General features: G+C 57.6%; 19 protein-coding genes. 6 read left to right on the top strand and 13 right to left on the bottom strand.

Features of this window, described 5'->3' with window-relative positions:
- Nucleotides 1-13: 13 nt before the first annotated feature.
- From DXY16_RS02205 to DXY16_RS02195, 3 genes are read left to right on the top strand one after another with little or no spacing between them, the layout of a single operon-like run.
- Complete coding sequence (locus DXY16_RS02205) at nucleotides 14-988, top strand: ATP-binding cassette domain-containing protein (protein WP_115119144.1); 975 nt, start codon at nucleotides 14-16, stop codon at nucleotides 986-988.
- Nucleotides 988-1,785, top strand: a complete 798-nt coding sequence (locus DXY16_RS02200; RefSeq protein WP_115119143.1) for an ABC-2 family transporter protein — start codon at nucleotides 988-990, stop codon at nucleotides 1,783-1,785. Before DXY16_RS02205 ends, DXY16_RS02200 begins: the two co-directional genes overlap by 1 nt.
- 1 nt (nucleotide 1,786) lies before the next feature.
- Nucleotides 1,787-2,575, top strand: a complete 789-nt coding sequence (locus DXY16_RS02195) for an ABC transporter permease (RefSeq protein ID WP_115119142.1) — start codon at nucleotides 1,787-1,789, stop codon at nucleotides 2,573-2,575.
- 59 nt (nucleotides 2,576-2,634) lie between these two features.
- On the opposite strand, the gene DXY16_RS02190 is transcribed toward DXY16_RS02195, so the two are convergent.
- The 3 genes from DXY16_RS02190 to DXY16_RS02180 all read right to left on the bottom strand — a co-directional run bounded on the left by DXY16_RS02190 (nucleotide 2,635) and on the right by DXY16_RS02180 (nucleotide 6,394).
- Nucleotides 2,635-3,447, bottom strand: coding sequence for a mechanosensitive ion channel family protein (locus DXY16_RS02190; RefSeq protein ID WP_371410852.1), 813 nt, complete (start codon nucleotides 3,445-3,447; stop codon nucleotides 2,635-2,637).
- Nucleotides 3,448-3,785: 338 nt separating this feature from the next.
- The gene (locus DXY16_RS02185) at nucleotides 3,786-5,123 is read right to left on the bottom strand and encodes a mechanosensitive ion channel family protein (RefSeq protein ID WP_115119141.1); all 1,338 of its coding nucleotides are present in this window, start codon (nucleotides 5,121-5,123) and stop codon (nucleotides 3,786-3,788) included.
- Complete coding sequence (locus DXY16_RS02180) at nucleotides 5,120-6,394, bottom strand: extracellular solute-binding protein (RefSeq protein WP_115119140.1); 1,275 nt, start codon at nucleotides 6,392-6,394, stop codon at nucleotides 5,120-5,122. The genes DXY16_RS02185 and DXY16_RS02180 overlap by 4 nt, the downstream gene beginning before the upstream one ends.
- A gap of 140 nt (nucleotides 6,395-6,534) precedes the next feature.
- Between DXY16_RS02180 and DXY16_RS02175 the strand changes: the two genes are divergently transcribed.
- Entirely contained in the window at nucleotides 6,535-7,155 is a 621-nt protein-coding gene (locus DXY16_RS02175) for a TVP38/TMEM64 family protein (RefSeq protein ID WP_115119139.1), read from the top strand.
- On the opposite strand, the gene DXY16_RS14570 is transcribed toward DXY16_RS02175, so the two are convergent.
- The 4 genes from DXY16_RS14570 to DXY16_RS02160 are packed head-to-tail and all read right to left on the bottom strand — an operon-like array spanning nucleotide 7,152 to nucleotide 10,950.
- Nucleotides 7,152-7,307, bottom strand: coding sequence for a hypothetical protein (locus DXY16_RS14570; protein WP_170953796.1), 156 nt, complete (start codon nucleotides 7,305-7,307; stop codon nucleotides 7,152-7,154). The genes DXY16_RS02175 and DXY16_RS14570 overlap by 4 nt on opposite strands.
- Complete coding sequence (locus DXY16_RS02170; RefSeq protein WP_115119138.1) at nucleotides 7,304-8,419, bottom strand: TIGR00341 family protein; 1,116 nt, start codon at nucleotides 8,417-8,419, stop codon at nucleotides 7,304-7,306. Before DXY16_RS02170 ends, DXY16_RS14570 begins: the two co-directional genes overlap by 4 nt.
- 4 nt (nucleotides 8,420-8,423) lie before the next feature.
- On the bottom strand, nucleotides 8,424-10,508 hold the full coding sequence (ligA, locus tag DXY16_RS02165) for an NAD-dependent DNA ligase LigA (protein ID WP_115119137.1): 2,085 nt from the start codon (nucleotides 10,506-10,508) through the stop codon (nucleotides 8,424-8,426).
- A 22-nt stretch (nucleotides 10,509-10,530) separates the two neighbouring features.
- Complete coding sequence (locus DXY16_RS02160; RefSeq protein ID WP_115119136.1) at nucleotides 10,531-10,950, bottom strand: hypothetical protein; 420 nt, start codon at nucleotides 10,948-10,950, stop codon at nucleotides 10,531-10,533.
- A gap of 98 nt (nucleotides 10,951-11,048) precedes the next feature.
- Between DXY16_RS02160 and DXY16_RS02155 the strand changes: the two genes are divergently transcribed.
- The gene (locus tag DXY16_RS02155) at nucleotides 11,049-11,612 is read left to right on the top strand and encodes a SprT family zinc-dependent metalloprotease (RefSeq protein ID WP_115119135.1); all 564 of its coding nucleotides are present in this window, start codon (nucleotides 11,049-11,051) and stop codon (nucleotides 11,610-11,612) included.
- A 107-nt stretch (nucleotides 11,613-11,719) separates the two neighbouring features.
- The gene (locus DXY16_RS02150) at nucleotides 11,720-12,376 is read left to right on the top strand and encodes an RNA helicase (protein ID WP_115119134.1); all 657 of its coding nucleotides are present in this window, start codon (nucleotides 11,720-11,722) and stop codon (nucleotides 12,374-12,376) included.
- Nucleotides 12,377-12,382: 6 nt separating this feature from the next.
- Here DXY16_RS02150 and DXY16_RS02145 read toward each other — a convergent pair whose 3' ends face one another.
- The 6 genes from DXY16_RS02145 to DXY16_RS02125 form a co-directional block, all read right to left on the bottom strand.
- On the bottom strand, nucleotides 12,383-12,808 hold the full coding sequence (locus DXY16_RS02145) for a hypothetical protein (RefSeq protein WP_115119133.1): 426 nt from the start codon (nucleotides 12,806-12,808) through the stop codon (nucleotides 12,383-12,385).
- Between the two features lie 90 nt (nucleotides 12,809-12,898).
- On the bottom strand, nucleotides 12,899-13,471 hold the full coding sequence (locus tag DXY16_RS02140; protein WP_170953810.1) for a chorismate lyase: 573 nt from the start codon (nucleotides 13,469-13,471) through the stop codon (nucleotides 12,899-12,901).
- A 35-nt stretch (nucleotides 13,472-13,506) separates the two neighbouring features.
- The gene (locus DXY16_RS02135; protein ID WP_115119131.1) at nucleotides 13,507-14,250 is read right to left on the bottom strand and encodes a hypothetical protein; all 744 of its coding nucleotides are present in this window, start codon (nucleotides 14,248-14,250) and stop codon (nucleotides 13,507-13,509) included.
- 24 nt (nucleotides 14,251-14,274) lie between these two features.
- Nucleotides 14,275-16,254, bottom strand: coding sequence for a tRNA uridine-5-carboxymethylaminomethyl(34) synthesis enzyme MnmG (gene mnmG, locus DXY16_RS02130; RefSeq protein ID WP_115119130.1), 1,980 nt, complete (start codon nucleotides 16,252-16,254; stop codon nucleotides 14,275-14,277).
- 7 nt (nucleotides 16,255-16,261) lie between these two features.
- A complete protein-coding gene (locus DXY16_RS14565) occupies nucleotides 16,262-16,408 on the bottom strand; it encodes a hypothetical protein (RefSeq protein ID WP_170953795.1) in 147 nt (48 codons plus the stop codon).
- Nucleotides 16,405-20,095, bottom strand: a 3,691-nt coding sequence (locus tag DXY16_RS02125; protein ID WP_137007004.1) for a VCBS domain-containing protein, incomplete at its 5' end; no start/stop codon positions are given. The genes DXY16_RS14565 and DXY16_RS02125, both read right to left, overlap by 4 nt.

Below are 20,095 nucleotides of genomic sequence, written 5' to 3'. Positions count from 1 at the left end.
GCTGAATTCCTCGCTGATTTCGGTTGAAGGGCTGAGCAAGACCTATCGGGTCGCCGACAAGCAACCTGGTCTCGCTGGCACCCTGCAGCATTTTTTGCGCCGTCGCCATCGTGAGGTGTCTGCGGTCAAGGGGGTGTCCTTTTCGATCGCTCCCGGTGAAATGGTGGGCTTTCTCGGCGCCAATGGTGCCGGCAAGACGACCACGCTCAAAATGCTGTGTGGCTTGATCCATCCCAGCGCCGGCGAGGTGTTGGTGGCTGGTCATCGACCCCAACGTCGCCATCCCGATTTCTTGCGACGCATCACGCTGGTGATGGGTCAGAAGCAACAGCTCATCTGGGACTTGCCGCCCATGGATTCGCTGCGGGTGAACGCAGCGGTGTATGGCATCCCTGATCGCGTTGCCCGCCGGCGGATCAACGAGCTCTCCGATTTGCTTGAGCTCGGCGAAGAGCTCACCCGTCCGGTGCGCAAGTTGTCGCTTGGGCAGCGCATGAAGGCGGAGTTGCTGGCAGCCCTGCTGCATGAGCCGGAGGTGTTGTTTCTGGATGAACCGACTTTGGGGCTGGATGTGAACGCCCAGATGCGGGTGCGTCAGTTTCTGGCGGACTACAACCGGCGCACTGGAGCCACTGTTTTGCTCACTAGCCATTACATGGCTGACATCACGGCACTGTGCCCACGGGTGATGCTCATCCACCAGGGGCAGCTGTTCCACGATGGTGCTTTGGATCGTTTGGCCAGTCGTTTGGCGCCGGAGCGCCATGTGCGGCTTGAGTTGGAACAGCCGGCTCCAGCGGAGGCCTTCGCCGCTTTGGGGCAGCTTGACCGTCTTGAAAACTGCGAGGTCAACCTCAGGGTGGACCCTGCTTTGCTCACCAGCGTGTTGGCTCAGATCCTTGCGCGCTTTGAGGTTCGGGATCTGGAAGTGAATGATCCACCGATCGATCAGCTGATCGGTGAGTTGTTCCGTCAGGGGAGTCTCTGATGAGGATCTTCGGGCTCAACTGGCGCATCATTCGGGCGCTGTTGAGCAGTCAATACGCCCACATGCTGGAGTACCGAGCCGAGATCGCCCTCTGGGCTCTCTCTGGAGTGCTGCCCTTCATCATGCTCAGCCTCTGGAGCGGCAGTGCGGCGCGGGCCGAGCTGGGGTTGGACGGAGTCGCTCTGGACCGGTATTTCCTGAGTGCTTTTCTGGTGCGCCAGTTTTCGGTGGTGTGGGTGGTTTACGCCTTTGAGGAGGATGCGCTGTTGGGAAGGTTGTCGCCATACCTGTTGCAGCCCTTGCATCCTCTCTGGCGCTATGTGGCTGCGCATCTTGGCGAACAGCTCACGCGCTTGCCCTTTGCAGCGTTGATCGCTGCGCTGTTCTTTTTGATTCAGCCCCAGGCGTTCTGGGTGCCCTCTCTCGGAGGCTTGTTACTGGCCTGGATGGCCACTTGGATGGCGTTTGCGATCGCTTTTTTGCTCCAGAGCCTGATCGCCTCTCTCTGTTTCTGGAGTGAGAAAGCCACAGCTCTGGAGCGCTTGTTGTTTCTTCCTTTCCTGTTCTTTTCAGGGCTGCTCGCTCCGCTGACGGCCTTTCCACCAGCTGTGCGGGCGTGGGTGCAGTGGACCCCCTTCCCCTATCTGATTGATTTTCCTGCTCGGGTGCTCTCGGGGGATCCGGTCAATTTGGCTGGGGGTTTTGCAGCACAGCTGGGCTGGGTGTTGCTGCTGCTGCCGTTGGTGTTGTTGCTGTGGCGGGCCGGCGTGCGGCGCTACAGCGCCATGGGGGCTTGAGATGGGGCGTTACTGGCGCACCTTGCGACGTTTCTGGGGAACGGCTTTGGCAACCCAGCTGGAGTATCAGGCGAATGCGCTGATCGAACTGTTGGCGGTGGCCTTGAGCCTGGGCGGCAGCCTGCTGCTGTTATCCCTCTTTTTTGGCCCAGGCCGTGAGCTTGGTGGATGGAGCTGGAACCAGGCCCTGATGGTGCAGGGGTTTTACACCGTGTTTGATGGCATGAGCAGTGCCTGGCTGCGGCCCAATCTCGGCTCGATCGTGACCCATGTGCGTGAGGGCACTCTGGATTTCGTGCTGCTCAAGCCGATCGACAGTCAGTTTTGGGTGTCGCTGCGGACGTTTGCTCCCGCGGGCTTGTCGGAAGTGGTTCTTGGGCTGGGCCTGGCGGGCTGGGGAGCGCACCAATCCGGTGTTGTGTTCACGCCAGCTGTGTTGGTCACTGTGCTGGTGATGTTGGTGGTTGGTGGTGTGATTCTCTATTCCCTGTGGTTCCTGATCGCAGCCACAAGCATCTGGTTCGTGAAGACCTGGAATGCCACGGAAGTACTGCGCGCTCTGTTGGCCTCGGGCCGTTATCCGATCGAGGCCTACCCCGCACCGCTGCGGCTCCTGTTCACCTTGGTGCTGCCGGTGGCGTTTCTCACCACCGTCCCGGCGGAGGTGTTGTTGGGCCGGGCCTCACTGCCGTTGTTGGCCTTAGGGATCATTTTGGCCGCTGGATTCTTCACCGCTGCACGTGGTTTCTGGATGTTTGCTTTGCGTCACTACACCTCAGCATCGAGTTAGCCGGAATGGAGCTCGTTGCTCTTTTGAAGGGAGGGTTGGCTGGGTGCTTGATGCTGGCTTCATGCTGTTTGGCTTGATCCCGTCTGATCGCCTCGATTCAGTGACTGAGTGATTGCGTTTGAATCGGAGCCCGGTGCTGGATACAACGTTGTGCAATTAAAGGCAAAATCGGCACCGCTGCGCTGAACAACGGCAGCAATATCGAGAAAGATCGATTGCTGAATATCAAGCCAGTCTTTCCATATCGTCGTTTTTGTGAAGCAGTAAACCATCATGTTGATCGACGATGCATCCCATTCGTTGAAGTTGACGAGTATTGACTGGCTTTGGTCGATATCTGGATGCTGTTGCAAGAGGCTGCGAACTTCTTGGGTGATGCCATTAATTGCTCCAAGATCTTCATAGCGAAGACTGATGTTCGCAAGAATCCTGCGGTTGTACATTTCGCCAGGATTTTGAATTGGATTGGTTGCAAATAAAGAGTTCGGAATGTAAAGAGGTCGGCGATCAAAGGTGCGAATTCGTGTGTAGTACCAGCCAATCTTTTCAACTGTTCCTTCCAGATTGTTGGCGTTGATCCAGTCGCCTTCCCTGAAGGGCCGATTAAAAAACAGCATGAAGCCAGAGAGGAAGTTCTGGCTGATCTGCTGGGTAGCAAAGGAAAAGCCGATGCCAGCGCCGCCGAGCATCGTGGCAATGGCTCCAGAGGGAACCCCAAAGTTCACCATCAGGGCTGCAGTGGCGATCACCAGTACCACAATTGTGTAAAGCCTGCTCATCACATTGATCAGCATTGACTCATCTTGCTGATCTTCGATTTGGATCCAGCGCCGCATCGATGCCGACAGCAGTACGGTCTGGCCAACATTCATCACGGCCCAGGTGATGCTGGCGATTACCAGGGTTGTGGAGATCCGGTTGACTTCAGCTTGAACCAGCAGCCCCAGCCCGAGGTCTTCATTGAGCTGATGAATGATCCAGCTCGCATACAGCGAGACCCCAAGCCCAAACAGAACAGGACGTCTGAGTGCTGCCGCGAGGTGGCTGCCCATATTGCGCCCATGGCGGCTCAATAGTTGCAGTAAGAGCCAGGCTGCCAGCAGCGCCAGGGTCCCCACCAACAGACCGGTGTTGGTCTGCAGGAACTCTAATTTGAATTTCTGGGCCGAATGGAGATCTGGAATGAGACCGAAGCGTTGCGGTCGCGAATTTAGTCCATCTCGTCTTCAGTTCTTGGCTCAAGATTCGGCTCTGCTTGCAGTTGTGGTCGCAGGCTTGTCTGGTTGCTTGGTGGCCATTCCATGGGGTACACCTGACGCTGGGGGAAGGGGATGGTGATCTCCTTTTCTTCAAAACGTTTCCAGATCGCCTGACGCAGTTCGCTACCAACGTTGAAGGACTGAAGCGGATTGGCCACCCAGAACAGCAGGCGATAGTTCACGGCGGAATCGGCGAAGTCGGTGACGAAGGCCTGGGGTGGTGGATAGCTCAGCACTTGCTGGTGGTTTGTGGCGATGGCTTCTAGCAACTCCACCACCTGCTCTGGGTCATGGTCATAGGCAGCGCCCACGTTGACGGAGTCGCGTCTTGAGGTCTCCGTGGCCGTGTATGAGATCGCCTCTTCGGTGAAGAAGTTTTGGTTGGGGATCAGTAGCTCCGCCCCATCCCGGCCGCGGCGGAGCTGGGTGGCTCGCAGCCCGAGATTGCGCACGGTGCAAGGATCACCGTTGATCATCAGGATCTCTCCGGGCCTGACCGAGCCTTCAAACAGCAACCAGATGCTGCTGATGAAATTAGAGATGATTTCTTTGATGCCGAAACCGATGCCGACCGATAAGCCGCCGGCGATGGCGATGAAGGCGTTGCCGTCGATGCCCACGTAGTAGGCCACGGCCAGAAGGCCGACGCCGATCACGCTGTAGCGGAAGATGAGCTCTAGGCCTTTGCGGTTTTGGCTCTTCACCCCGAAGACCTTTCCACTGATCCAGGCCAAGAACGATGCGGGTCTGGAGGCCACCGTGAGGATGATGTAGACGGCAACAATCGCTGTGTAGATCTTGCCCAAGCTCAGTTCAACGCCAAAAAGATTGGCGACGGGGATGCGTGAAAGGTTTTCGAGGCTGCCCATCAGCCTGATGAACGAGAGGATGGAGAGAATCACATAAACAGGCTTGAGAAACGTGCTCTCCAGCTCCTCGACCGGGAATGTGTTGTTGAAGTGCAGCAGCAGCGTTTTCAGAGGAGTGAACAGATTCCATCCGAGCCAAAGCAGGGCGAAATAGCGAATCAGACCACTGGGTTGGAGCAGCAGGGAGAAGACCAGGCTGAGTAGCAGCAGCAGCAACGGGCCGACGAGGCTCTGCAGGTTTGGATGGTTGCGCAGGGGCTCGAGGTGGCGATCCCTGAATCGATGCATGGTGATCGGCAGACCGATCACCACTACCAGCTGCAGAAGCACAGATCCCCGCTGCAGATACACCAGCCAGCTGAGCAGTTCTTCGCCGATCGCCCCCGGTGTGACCGCGCCGAGCCAAGGCAGCGCGCTCATGGCTTTGCTCCTGCTAAGGCTTGCTCCAGCGCCATGGATGCCTCCTTGGTATTGAGCGTTCCGAAGATCACGTTGTTGAGCACGTTGCCCACTTCCGTCATCCGCCGGGGATCGGAACTGATGGCACTCAGTAATGCATTGCCGTGATGGGTGCTGGGTTTGTCGGTGAGTCCGAGCTCTAATTGAGCGGGATCGAGATGGCGTTCTGTCGCCAACTGGCGCTGCACGATCGGCATCACTTTGGGATTGATGGGAAAGGAGGTGCGGTATTTCAGCGACAATGTTTTCTGAGCCCAGGGTTCAACCATGAAGGCCAGCAGTCGCAGGCTGTCGGCGCGTTGGCGAGAGCTTGAATTGCGTCCGAGCGCCCACACCTGCATACGCGTGATTGGTGTTGCTTTGCCAACCGGGCCCCTAGGCAGTGTGGTCACTCCCAGGTTCTCTTTCAGGGCTGTGCGCAGCTGAGGTAACTGGGAGCTCCAGCAGGTGATCCAGTCGAGTTGACCCTTGATCAGTTGCTCCCTCAGATCCACCTGGTTGTTGAGGAACAGCACGTTTTGCTGAAAGCTGGCGTTCTGAAGCCAGCCCAGCCAGGCGTTCAAGCGACGCTTGTTCTCAATGCTGGGACTGCCACGATCCAACATCATCTGCAGAGCTGCTGTGGCCTCGAAGCCCCCCAGGGTCCAGTACAGATCTTCCAGGTGCATGGCCAGGCCAAACACCTTGCCTTTGCCACTGGCTTTGGCCAGTGCATCGAGGCTTTCGGGCGGCTCTGGCAGTCGGCGTTTGTCGTAACAGGCGAGCTGCACATACTGGCTCACGGGTAAGCCGGCGATTTGCCCTTCCGCTGTGGTGATTCGATTTAGGGCCAGCGATGAGATCTGGGTCCGTTCTTCAGCTGACAGCGAGATCGGATCGGTGAGTTTGTTGTGCAGCAGGGCTAGGGCGGAGTTGCCGTTGGTGATGATCAGATCCGGCCCCAGTCCACTGTTCGTCTGGCGGGCGATCTCCCGTTGCAGGTTGGCTTCCGAAAAGCTGCTGGGATGGAGATGCAGGCCGGGATCAAACTCCTGCACAAGCGCCTGCACTTGCTTGATCACCCGGCGACTGCGCACCGTCTCGTCCACATTCAGGCCGCCTGGATCGGAGGTACTCCTCGCCACTCGCAGCACCCTTGGCAGGGAGGGCCCTGTTTGGCTGCAGGCACTGAGTAGGGCCGCCAGCATGCTGCTCAGGCCAATGAAGCTCCAGTGACATCGACGGGCTGCCATCGCGCTAACGATGTATTGCCTGCAGTCTTGCCATCTCGAGGCAAAGCGAGCGGAGTTGGATAGAAAGCTTGCCTTTTCCGAATCATCCACCGGTGATCGGCTGATCGGTCAGCATGGCCGCGGCATGACGCTGTGGGCTTTTGGCTGATTTCCTTTCACTGCTGACGCCCGCACTGGATGTTCTGCGCACCCCCCTCGGCGGAGTGCTGTTCATCCCGCTGTATGCCCTGTGGGTCACCCTGTTGCTGCCAGGTGTCTGGGCTTCGATGCTGGCGGGTGCGCTTTACGGCACCTGGTGGGGGAGCGTGCTGGTGTTTGTGGGTGCCTGCTTGGGAGCAGAAGCGACCTTTTTGCTTGGACGCCATTGGCTGCGGGACTGGGCCCAGAAGCGGTTAGCCAGCATCCCGAAGTTGCAGGCTGTTGAGCGTGGTGTGAGCCGTGAGGGGCTCAAGCTCGTTTTGCTCACCCGGCTCTCGCCGGCATTTCCTTTCTCTTTGCTGAATTTGGCCTATGGGCTCAGCGATGTGAGCCTGCGCGACTACAGCTTGGGTTTGCTCGGCATCCTTCCCGGAACCGTGCTGTTCTGTGCCCTGGGTGCGCTGGCTGGTGACGTGGCCCGCTTCGGTGATGTGCTGGCTGGCGAGGCCTCTCCCGGTGCTTGGGCGCTTCGGGTGGTGGGAGTCGTGGCCACGATTGCTGCAGTTTGGTTGGTGGGTCGTGCTGCTCAACGGGCCTTGCAGGCTGAGGGCACGCAGCCTTAAGCGGTTGGCAGATGCCAGTCGCGCAGCGCGGCGATCACAACAAACCAGCTCAGTCGCAGTTTGGCCAGCGTCCCCTTTCTGGCAGACAGCTCTGCGTATTTGGCTTGGCCGCAGTCAGTCTTGATCCAGGGGTGGGTTGGAGCGTGATTCATGACGCTTTGCTCGAAGTGGGGTTATAGCGAAGAATCTGTGTAGGGATCACGCTGATGTTGATCGTCACCTCTTCCAGTCCATACTCATCCTGGGCTTGATGACGGATTCTTTGTTGCATCTCATCAAGGCCGATCTGGCCCACTAGTTTTTCGGGAACATTGAGCACGATGTCAATCGTTGCAGAGTTTTCCAAGACGCGCACATTGCTATAAAGCAATTTAATTCGCTGCAGGGTATAAGCATCTTTGCCTGAATATTTACCCTGCTGGATTAGACCGGCTTTGAAGTTTGAGAATTGGCTGTTGATCTGCTGACGCACACTGAAGTCATGCAGTGATGAAGAGAGGGGGATGCAGAGCAGGCCGAGCAAGCCAAGCCAAACCAGTAGGTGCCGCCAGGCTGTTTTGACTGAGCCATAGCGCTGGAACATGAACACCGCCAGGCTGGCTACAGTAATGCCGATCAAGTTGGCGAGAAAGAGAAGCAAAGATCCTTCTGCAACTTGATTCGTGAGGCCCGTGATGGTGCCGCGACCGAACACTGCGGTGAGTTCGGATCCAAGGCTCAGACCGATGCCACAGACACATAGAGGTGGAACAAGGGCCACGGCGATTGCTACGCCGGCAATCGAGTTTGATAACCGATCACGACTAATGGTGAAGGCCCCTGCGATAGCAGCAGCAACGGCAATCACCAGATCAATCAGGTTCGGTGCGGTGCGGGCCGTCATCTCATTGTTCACCTCGCTAGCCCCAAATAACCCGGCCAGAATCCATGCGGTACCCACCACTGTGGCCACGCCGATGATGACCGTAATGGCCGAGCGTTTGATCAGACGGTCGTCCGAAACGGTGAGGCCAAAGGCCAAGCTGAGGATTGGTTCCATTAACGGCGCCACGATCATCGCGCCGATCACCACTGCGGTGCTGTTGGCGATCAGTCCGAGGGTGGCAATAACGGCTGAGCAGATCAGCAGTATGAAAAAGCCCAGGGAGGGTTTTGAGGAGGCAATTCGGGCCCGGTAAAGCTCATCGCGGGGGACTCGGCTTTCCAGGTTCAGTTGCCATTCCCCGGAGATGTTTTGCAGTACACGTCGGAGCAGGGTGCCCATCGGGTCAAGAGATTGGGTTGGATTGAGCTGGATTCAGCAGGGTCTGCAGTGCGGATTCATCAAGAATCGAGAGCCCAAGCGTTTTGGCTTTTTCCAATTTGCTTCCGGCCTCTTCTCCTGCCACCACGTAACTGGTCTTTTTGCTCACAGATCCGCTCACTTTGCCACCGGCGGCTTCGATCAGCTCCTTGGCCTGTGATCGCGTCAGGGTGGGCAGAGTTCCCGTCAGGACGAAGCTGCGACCAGTGAGATGACGGTTGGCCTTGGAGGCTTCGGTCCGGGCTCGCTCCTCATCATTGAGGGCCAAGCTGAAACCCAGACTGCGCAAGGCATCCAACAACTCCAGGTTGGCGGGATTGGAAAACCATTGCTGCAGGCTTTGGGCAATTTCAGCACCAATGCCGAACACCGCCGTGATGCTTTCGGGTGCGGAGCAAGCGGCAGTTTGGAGGGCGGCAGCGTTCGGGAAGCTGGCGCAAAGCGCTTTGGCGTTCACTTCACCCACATGGTGGATGCCAAGTCCATAGAGCTGACGTGCCCACCCCTGGTTGTGGGAGCGTTCCAGTGCATGGATCAGATTGTCAGCACTTTTCTGACCCATGCGTTCCAGGCTGCCCAGTAAGGCTGCATCCAGGCGATACAGGTCGGCGATCGATTGCACCAAACCTCTGTCCACCAGTTGTTCAATTAATTTGCTGCCGAGGCCGTCCACATCGAGTGCACCTTTGCTGACCCAGTGGCGTAGGGCACCGCGCAGGATGGCCGGACAACTGCTGTTGACGCAGCGGGTGGCGGCTTCGCCTTGCTCGCGCACCAGTTCGGACCCGCATTCAGGGCAGGTGTGTGGGAGTTCCAGGCGTTGGGCATTCTGCGGTCGGAGTTCCGGCAGCACCCGCACCACTTCGGGAATGATCTCGCCGGCCTTGCGCACCACAATCGTGTCGCCGCCATGGAGATCCAACTCCTCCAGACGGTCGGCGTTGTGCAACGTGGCACGGCTGACGCTAGTGCCAGCCAGTGGCACTGGTTCGAATTCAGCAACGGGAGTGATGACACCGGTGCGGCCCACCTGACAGGCCAGGCGGAGCAAGCGGCTGGGGGCTTCTTCGGCCGGGTATTTGAGCGCGATGGCCCAGCGGGGGGCTTTCTGGGTGAAGCCGGCTGAATCCTGGAGCCGGAGATCATTGAGCTTCACCACCACGCCATCGGTGGCGTAGTCCAACTGGCGGCGGCCGCTGTCCCAGCTGGTGAAAAATGCCTCCACGGCTCCAAGGTCAGCAAGGAGCTCTGCATTGGGATTCACCTTGAAGCCGGCATCCCTCAGCCAGTGCAGAGAATCCCACTGACTGACGGGGCGTGGCCCCTCCCAATCGTCTGGGAGGTGGAGGGTGTAGGCGAAGAAATCGAGGCGGCGGGCTGAGACCACCTTCGGATCCAACTGGCGCAGGGTGCCGGCGCAGGCGTTGCGGGGGTTGGCAAACAGGGCTTCGCCGCGTTGCTGGCGTTCGGTGTTGATCGCGGCAAAGATGCCATCCGGAATGAAGGCTTCGCCACGCACCTCCAGCCAGGCCGGGGGCGTCTCTAGCTGCAAGCGGAGTGGTATCGATCCGATCGTGCGCACGTTGGCGGTGATCTCTTCGCCTTGCTCGCCATCGCCGCGGGTTGCTGCTTGCACCAACACGCCGTTTTCATAACTGAGAGCGAGTGCGTTGCCATCGATCTTTAGTTCTCCCACCATCGCAAGAGCTGGTGGTGGCTGATCCGGTGGGGGCTCGCGATCGAGCACCCGCAGCAGGCGGGTGTACCAGGCCCTCAGCTCTTCATTGTTGAAAGCGTTATCAAGGCTGAGCAGGCCGATGCGATGTCGCACACTGCTGAATCCCTCGGCTGGAGTCCCACCCACCCGTTGGCTGGGGCTGTCGGCTGTGACCAGGCTCGGATTCGTGGCCTCAAGATCCAGCAACTCCCTGTAGAGCCGGTCGTAGACCGGATCCTCCATCACGGGTGCATCCAGAACGTAATAGGCGTGAGCGGCGGTGTTGAGCAGGTTGCGAAGTTCCCTGGCTCGTTCCGCGGATGCTGCCGTCATCGTTCAGTGAGGTGGTCGATGTTCAGCTGTTCACCTGATTAATCCTGGCGATGCGCCAGGAGTCATCCATCTTTGTGAAGGTGAAGTCGAGGGGCAGCTCTTCGTCGTTGTCTGATTTGAGCTTCACGGTGAGGATGATGTCGCCTTCCTGCATGCGTGGACGGCCTGACTTGAGGTTGCGGAAGCGGTTCAGTTTCAGCCCCGCCAGGAAGCGGATGAACTGCTGACGATTGACATGTTGGCGATAGCTCTTGGTGGTGAGCAGATAGGCAGCATCAATCCGTCCTGCCGCCACTTGGGTGAAGAACTGCTTGATCAACGGATTGATGCCGCGGGCGCTGAGCACCAGCTTCACAGCGGTGATTGTCCAGTACAGAAGCAGGGCTCCGGCTCCGGCCAGCAAGGCCTTGCTTCCGATGTCCCGAACCAGAGCCACATCCATTGACGCTGCACGCTTGAGATTGCGAATAAGTCTGACTGACGGCTGCCCACGACGGTCAGACTGCTCGCGTTTGATCGCTGCGCTGCTTCGCTTCTGCCATGCCCCTGGAGCCGTTGTTGCCCCTCTTTCATCGGCTCAACCGGGAGCACTTCGATGGTGCGCTGGTCAATGGTGTGCAGCCTCTGCTGTCGGTGCGTTGGAGTGATGGCCGGATGTGTCGCACGGCAGGGATGTATCGGCGTGGGCCCGGTGTGGCCCCACCGCTGGGACGGGAGATCGTGTTGTCGCGACCGCTGCTGGATCCTCTGCCCCGGTCCGCCACCGAAAGCACGCTCTGTCACGAGATGATTCACGCCTGGGTGGATCTGGTGCTCAGGGTTGAGGAAAGCCATGGCCCCAACTTTCGTGCGCGCATGGCCCAGATCAACCGCACTCAGAGTCGCTTTGAGGTGAGTGTGCGGCATCGCTTTCCTGTACCGGTCAAGCCGGCTCGCTGGATGGCGATCTGCCCTTGTTGTGGCCGTGCGGTCCCTTACCGTCGCAGAGTCCGTAACGCGGCCTGTCGCCCTTGCTGTGAACGGCATCATGGCGGGGTCTGGCATGCCAGCTGCCTGCTGCGCTTCGAGCCGATCGTCCCGTCTGTCTCCGACGTTGATGGCTGAAATGAATCAGTTCCTTTTGGTCCTGCAGGTGTGTGGGATGTCGATCGCGTTGATTGGTTGCAGGCGTGAACGTTGGCTGGCTCGCCGGCGTCGTTAACGTCATCGGTATGGAGTCCAGACGCCAGCCCTATCCGCGCCAGTCAAGGCCGCGCCGTGATGATCAGCTCGATCGCCGGCTGGATCAGTGGCTCGAGACCGGTCGGCAACTTGTTGATGGTGTGGCAGGCACCCGTCCTGGTCGCCGTAGTGGAGTGGCTGGGCGTGCCGGTCGCTCCTCTGGGGCCAGCCTCGACGCTGTCGGTCGCTGGGTGGGAGACAAGATTGATTGGCTGCTTGATGAAGAGGATGACTGGCGTGAGCCCTGGGAGCCAGAGCCGGCGGCTCGAACCGTTCGCGACCGTTCCTCCGCTCGTGTCGATGCCATCGCTGGGGACAGCCGTGCCGTCAGCACTGGCGGTAAACGGCGTCTGCAGGCGATTTCCAGGCGTCAGCCCCCTCTCATCGCTGCTGCGAATGAGCCTGCAGCTGTGACGCCGCCCGGTGCGACGACCTCATCCGTTTCGTCGGGCCGGCCTGTTCACAACAGTGACGATGCCTGGCCCGATGATGACAGCTTCCGCGTGGAACGCTGGCAGCGTACCCAGACAAGAGTTCAGGCTCAGCCTTCCCCGGCTGCGTCGGATGCTGTGGCTTCGCCGTCATCACCCCAGCGACCGGTGGCTGGCCGTCGTGCCTTGCCCCGCTCCAGTCGCCGGCGATCCTGAACCAGTTCAGACGCTGGTGTTCAGCGCAGCCTGAAAGCGGCAGCCCCGGCGGCTGAGCTGGGTGTTGACATCATCGACGAGTTCAGCAGGAAGATCTTGCGCCATCTGCTCAGGGGTGGTGGTGATCGAGGCTGAACCTTCGCTCAGTGCCTCCAGCAGAGCCACCCATTGCTTCACGTGTTGGGAACGGCTGATGCGTTTGTAACCCTGGCTTTGCAGCAGGGTGGAGCAGATTTTTGTGTTCCAAACGGCATTGCGTGGTTGCAGGCTGGATCCTGTGGCTGTTGCGGCGCCTGCCTCTACCGCGGTCGTTGTCGGTCGGCCGTGGCGATCGCGCCAGCCGAGGCGATCCAGGGCCCGTCCGCAGTGGGTTGAGGAGATGCCGAACAACTGCCCCAATTCGGTGAGGCTCAGCCAGGTGGGGGTTGCCATAGGAAACGCCGAATGACTGCACCCATGATCCGGAAAGCACATTAAGGCGCAACTTGTCAAGGGCGAATCGGGACAAACCTCCCGATTTGTTTATGAAATGAGGTGAAGCGGTTGGCGAGGTGCAGGGCCGAGCCATTGTTCAAGCCGTGGGCTGAACACCTCGCGAATCACAGTCAGTTCGCGGCCTTGGCGGAAGAAGCGGTAGTGCCGACTCCAGAAGGGTCCTTGCTGCGCGAAGCCCTCCTCCAGCCATGGGCTCTGCACCAGAGCCAAGCCATCGACCTCCCGAAACAGTTCCGAACGCCCTTGGGTGAGGCTGAGCCAGATCGGCAGGTTGCGGTCGCGTAGATGCTGTTCGGCTTCGGTTTGGTTCCACCAGCTTTCTGCCCAGGCCAGGGTTTGTCCGCCGCAGTCAAGCCAGACCTGACGACGCAGGAGGGGTGGCTCCAGCTCTCTGACCTCGCGCGGCAGCTGGGATGGTTGGCTACCGGGCGATTCCGGTTCCGGTTCCATCGCCACCAGTCGCACGGCCACCGGGTGGCCGGTCAGCAGTCGCAGATGGCGTGTAGGGCTGCCATCTCCCAGCAGCATCAAGCGCCAAGGACCGGGTAGAGGGCTTGGGCCCTCGCCACGAAGTACTGCGGCCGTTGCTGCTTCCCACAGGGGTGTTGGCGAGGGAAGAAGGGTGCTGGGTTGGTTCAGAACGCTCCTCCCACGCTCAGGTTGCGAACGTCGCCATCGCGTTCAATCACGGCTCCATTGGTTTGGACCGACCGCAGCTGCCAGCCGCTGTTGCCGATCGCTTCGCCCGGGGATGCCGACAGCGAGAGTTGATCGAGTTGGAAGATGGCTGAGCCCTGGCCTCCGCCGGCATGCACGACTCCCACCAGAAGTGGTTCGGCGGGTGCCATCAGCAGCGCTGCGTCTTCCTCAGGACTGGGAATGGCGTTGGGGATGGGCAGTGTGCCCGCCAAAGGAATGGTGAGGGGTTGGAGTTCGGCGCTTGCGATGGTTGGCACAGCATCAGCGTTGGCAGCATCAGCGTTGGCAGCATTCGCGTTGGCTGCATTCGCGGGTGCTGGGGCGGTGGCAGCCTTTGATGCCTGATTCGCTTGCGTGTTCACAGGCAAGTGGCGCAGTCGCTCGATCATCTGGAGGTCGCGTTCACGGTTGAGCGCTTGTAGGGATCGCTGCCAGTTGTGGGCCAGCCAGAGGCTGCTACTCAGCCCAACCCCTGCCATCACGGTTGCGCTGATCAGCAGTCCATTACGCTTCTGCTGTTGGCGTGTTGTTCCGCTCTCGTTGCGTCGTGGTGGCTGGTCGGGATCGACCGCCACTCGCACGGCATGGAGGGTGCTGTCCGATTTCATGAACACCTGGTCCATCACCTGTTCGGCGCGCAGGTTCCAGAAGGCCCTGGATCGGGTGATGCAAGAGGCCATGGAGGATCGACCAGGGCTTCAACGCTATCGAGAGTTTGCGCTTGGGGCGAGTTGCGGATCGGTTGATTGGCTGCGTCGTTGCTGTAGCTCCAGCCATACGAGCAGGGCGGTGAGGTCGGCCTGACTCACCCCAGGGATCTGACTGGCCTGGCCGAGGGTGAGGGGTCGCACGGCCGCAAGCTTTTCCCGAGCTTCCCTGGAGAGGGTGCCGATGGCGGCGTAATCGATCGCGTCTGGCAATTTGCGTTGGCGTTGGCGTTTCACCTGATCGATTTGCTGCTGCTGGCGTTGGAGATAACCGCTGTATTTGATGTCGATCTCGGCCCCTTCCCGCACCGGCAAGGGCAGAGCAACGTCGGCCAGGCCATGGCGCACCAGATCAGCGGCATGCATCCCCGGTCGGCGCAGGAGATCTGCCAAGGTGATGGATCCTTTGATTGGGGCGCCGGTTTCCGCCTCTACAGCAGGGGCGACCGGATCGCTCACCTTGAGGCGCTGGGTCTCTAGACGTTGCTTTTCAGCCTCCATCGCCTCGAGCTTCTCTTCAAACAGTTGCCAGCGGCGGTCGTCGATGAGTCCCAGTTCTCGACCCAGGGGGGTCAGGCGCCGGTCGGCGTTATCGCCCCGAAGCACCAGCCGGTACTCACTGCGGCTGGTCAGTACCCGGTAGGGCTCGCGTAGATCTTTGCTCACCAGGTCGTCAATCATCGTGCCGATGTAACTGCCTTCGCGGGGGAAGTGCACCGCCTCCTGGCCACGGATACGGCGGGCGGCATTCAGACCTGCCACCAGGCCCTGGGCGGCAGCTTCTTCATAACCGGTGGTGCCGTTGAGCTGGCCGGCGCTGAATAACCCCCCCACCCGTTTGGTCTCCAGCGACGGCAGCAGCTGGGTGGCGGGCAGATAGTCGTAATCCACGGAGTAGGCAGGGCGCAGCATCACGCACTGCTCAAGCCCGGGCAGGCTGCGCAGCAGCTGCAGCTGGATCGGTTCAGGCAGGCCGGTGGAGAAGCCTTGCACGTAGATCTCGGGGGTATCGCGTCCTTCCGGTTCCAGAAAGATCTGGTGGCTGTCTTTGTCGGCGAAGCGCACGATCTTGTCTTCGATCGAGGGGCAGTATCGGGGCCCTTTGCTGTCGATCACGCCGCCGTAGATCGCCGTGAGATGGAGATTGTCTCTGATCAGTTGGTGGGTGGTGGCGGTGGTGCGGGTGAGATGACAGCTCATCTGCTCACCGCTGGCCCAGGCGGCGGGATCAAAGGAGAAAAAGCGGTCGGCAGCGTCACTGGGCTGCTCTTCCAGTTGATCAAGGGCGATGCTGCGCCGGTCCACACGGGCAGGGGTGCCGGTCTTGAGTCGGTCGGTGTGAAAGCCAAGCTGCTGCAGAGCTTCAGTGAGACCTTCGGCGGCCTGTTCCCCGGCCCGGCCGGCAGCCATGGACTGATGGCCCACCCAGATGCGGCCACCCAAGAAGGTGCCAGCTGTGAGCACGACGGCTTTGGCTTTGTAAACGCTGCCGAAATAGGTGCAAACCCCTGTGATCTGGGCGACTGGCCCCTGGCTGGGATCCCAGCTTTCACCGCCACCGGTGGGGTCGCCCTCAATGTTCAGACCGGTGACCATCGCCTCGCGCAGGGCCAGGTTGGGGGTGTGTTGGAGCAGCTGAAGCATCTGGCGTGAGTACTGCCGCTTGTCGGTTTGAGCGCGCAGGGCCCACACGGCAGGGCCGCGGCTGGCGTTGAGGATGCGCTTCTGGATGGCTGTGGCATCGGCGAGGCGGCCGATCACCCCTCCGAGGGCATCCACTTCATGCACCAGCTGGCTTTTGGCCGGTCCGCCCACGGCCGGATTGCAGGGTTGCCAGGCGATGCGGTCGAGATTGAGGGTGAACAGTGCCGTGTTTAGACCCAGCCGAGCTGCAGTGAGCGCCGCCTCACAGCCGGCATGCCCGCCTCCCACGACGATCACGTCGAAGACTTCAGTGGGGGCTGGACTGTTGGTCATGTCCCCATTATCGGAATTGGGGTGCCGCTTCAGTGTTGTTCTGGTGTCTCTGAGAGCTGAGTGCTTGGCAGGTGATTGCTGGTTTGGCGGCTGCGATGCAGTGTTCGTTCAGGCGTAGTGCGGGGAAGGCACCGTTGCGTTGAACAGCTGTCACCAGATCACAACGATGTCTTGCTGTTCAGCTGTTGCAATGGTGGCTGAGGCTGGCGTGAGCGATGGCAGGCGCGTGGTGTCAGGCAACGTGTGGCTGCTGTTGTGTTGGCTGGTGAGCTCAATGGCCTCATACGTGTTGCTTGTGCCGAGGCTCTGATCAGAATTGATGATTGACTTGGTCTGATGCTGGGCTTGTTCTTCAGTTTGTGATCTTGTCTTGCCGGTATCTGGTTGGATACTTTTAGTTTGATTGATACTATGGATTGCCATATTGGTGAGGAGTATGAAGGGCGATAGTGCGGTTTTAATCAGTAAAAAAACCGGCGAATTTTCTTCTCTGACCGTCTCCAATTCTAGATCAAGATTTGGATCATCGTTCGCGGCTTCACTGGTTTGATTTGAAGGGATGGCGCAGCCTTCCTGTTGACATGTGTTTAGATTTGGAAGTGTCATCATGAAAATATCGACCTGGGCTGCTGATGATTCATCTCCAATCTGAAGGCTGGTTGTTAGCTTCAGCCGTGCCTCTGCCTCCGCTTCATTGCCCCTGTTGAGATCGATCCAGACAGCTTGGGGCATATTCCAGTTGTCTGGTGTGAAATGAAGAACGCCTGCTGAAAGATTGACCGATGCATCATCAATCTGGAGCTTGACGATGGCGTCCTGTTTCGGGTTTTCTAAGAGGGAGACGAAGAGGGGAATCTGATTGGTTTTGCCCGGAGGCATCGTTTTTTGCCAATTGTGATCTGTGAATTTCGGCAGTGTTAGCCGAATGCCATTGCTGCGCTCGATTGAATCAAACCCATTGGAGAGCATGCGTTGCGTGAAGCCGCCTTCCCCGCTGTTGAATGCATTGACTGAGTTCTGATCCGAAGAGATCGAACTGATGGATGGAAGTGCGTTGATCCTGCCGAGATCATTCGAGGCGACGAGGAACGAGTCGGACGCTGTTAAAAGGCTTGAAAAGTTATCCGATCCGGTGATGCTATCAGCCATTAGAGAGCCAATTAAGTGATCAAAGCCATCACTCCAATTTTCGCTATGACTAGTTTCTGACGTTGCTGTGTCTGTGGAGTTGCTACCTGAAGAGCTACTACCTGAGGAGCTACTACCTGAGGAGCCACTCTTGGAAGAGCTTGGATTATCAGCTGCGCCAGTGATATCAATCTCAAAATTCTGAGAAGATGTCAGGCTGCCGTCGCTTACAAAAAGTGTAAAAGACTCCGTTGCTGTTTGGCCGGCGACAAGATTATTGACCGCTGTTTTTTTGGGTGTGTAGGTGTATTCACCTGTTGAGGAATTAACACTGAGCTGACCATAAGATCCTGTGAGTGAATTGCTTGCATAGCTCTTCCAATTGTTGCTACTAATACTTGCGGTGTTGCTTGAGCTGATTCCATATTCAAGTACAGCTGACTCATCAGGATCGAATGCTGTTAATTGACCTGAAAGCTTCGTGCTGGTGATTGCATTAGAGTTTGCTTGATCAAGTACTGCACCTTTGTCGATCGTATTCAGCGTCGGCGCATCATTGACCCCAGTGACCTGAATGGCCACTTCGGCAGTATCGTCATTCGTGAGGTCGGTCAGGGTGTATGTGAAATTGTCGGTCTCTCTATCGCCAGCATCTAACTTGTCGGCATTGTTAGCTGTGAAACGATAGGATCCATCGAGATTGACTAATAATGTGCCATAGGTACCTGTGAGTTCTGTTCCCACGCTGTTGAGCTGGAAATCACTACTACTGATTTCCGTTCCTGTTCGTACGCTTTTGATATAAAGCTTGTCGCCATCAACATCGGTGTCATTCTTTAGGATTCCCTGGAAATCCTCAAATAACTTTGAGGAATCTTCGTTGACATTCGATGTGTCGTTAATGGCTGTTGGTGCATCATTCACTCCGGTAATCGTGATTGTGATTTCGCCGGTGTCGATGCCTTCATCAGTGCTTTGACTGTCTGTTATTTTGTATGTGAAAGTTTCGGTTGCTGTTTCACCTTCGAGTAATTTTTTAGCTGCTGTTTCTTGCGCAATATAGCTGTATGTGCCATTCGATTCGATGGTCATCTGACCATAGGTTCCTGTTAAGGTGGCGCCTGGTAAAAATGCAACATTTGATTCCTGCTCGCTACCGCTTCGAAATGATGTGATGGAAAGAGAGTGACTCTCTGGGTCGGTGTCATTGGCTAGCAAGTTGGTGTGTGTTGACACTGTGGAGCCGGCGTTAACGCTGGCAGTGTCATTGACTGATGAGGGGGCATCATTGCGACCACCCACAATGATTTTCGATTCGATGGCTGTTGAGCTGCCATCCCCATCATTGACAACCCATTGAATGGTTCTTGCGCCGATTACAGGATCGGCATCATTGGTGTTGGTGTAGGTGACTGTTTGCAGGGCACTGATGTAATTTGCTTTTGTGGTTGAGCCACTTAGTGTTAGTACGCCTGTTGAGGAATTCCAGCTGCCAGATACTCCAAAGTTATTTGTGAATGCAAGTTGATCTTCTGTGTTGATGTAGGTGCTGTTTGAGATCGAGACCGTTGCATTTTCAATATTTTCATCGTCAATATCTCGAATGTCGAGGCTGCCGTCGATTACAATAATGTTTCCTTGCCCTTCAATGTATTTTTTCGTTTTGATCGCGTCGACAAGGAAGGGATTGTCATTAACGCCTGTAATTGTGATGGTGAGTTCTGTTGAGTCCGTTAGCTTTCCATCGCTTAGTCTGTACGAAAAAATTTCGCTCGCTGTTTCGCCATCTGCGAGTGCGTCTGAGGCTGTCTTGTTGGCGGTATAGCTGAATGATCCGTCGGTTTGCAGGGTTAGTTGCCCAAAATCGCCATCAAGGGCTGTATTGAATTGTCCAATTCGAGGTGAGCTTGCATTCAGTACACCAGCATGGAAGTTGCTGATGGCCAAGCTGTCACCATCTTCATCGGTGTCATTGTTAAGGATGAGCCCCGATGCTGCTGTGATGCTAAGTGTTTCATTTTCGTTGACTGAGCCGCTATCTGCTTCAGCAACTGGTGCATTATTGACGTCGATGACATTGATGCTTATTTTGGCTGTTGTGGATTTGGTTCCGTCTGTCGCAGAGATCTCGAGAACGTGTAGATCGCTTGTTTCGTGATCCAGTGATTTGCCTGAGGCAAGTGAAATCTTTCCCGTTGTTGCTTCAATTGTAAATAGTCCCATATCATTTCCATCGCTAATTGAATAGGTGATTTGATCACCGTCTTTGTCTGTGTCGTTGCCCGAATTGGCGTCGGCAAGATCAAGCAATTCTGTGCCACCACTGGCGCTTTCCAAAACATCTTCACTTTGATCGCTAATCGATGGTGGATTATCATTGTCTGTGGTTTTGACGGTGGTGGTTGCTGTTTCGCTGCCGGTGAATCCACCTGTATTGGATGCAGTGGCGGTGAGTGTGGTGGTGATGTCGCCATCCTCAAGGCTGTCATCGACACCGGTGACGGTGATGGTTTGGGGTGTATTCCAGTTGGCATTGGTGAATGTCAGCGTTGAGGCGCTGAGTGAGTGCTCTGTGCTGTCGGCACCGGTGATGGTGATGGTGACATTGGCCGTGGGCTGGGCATCAAGAACAACGGTGAATGTGGAGGTGCCGCCGGCTTCTGTGGTGAGGAGATTGCCTGAGCCGTCGGTGGCGCCTGTTTGGGCAATGGTG

The sequence above is a fragment of the Synechococcus sp. UW105 genome (genome assembly GCF_900473935.1).
In the GTDB taxonomy this organism is placed as follows: Bacteria; Cyanobacteriota; Cyanobacteriia; order PCC-6307; family Cyanobiaceae; genus Synechococcus_C.
This window is presented reverse-complemented; position numbering and strand designations above follow the sequence as displayed.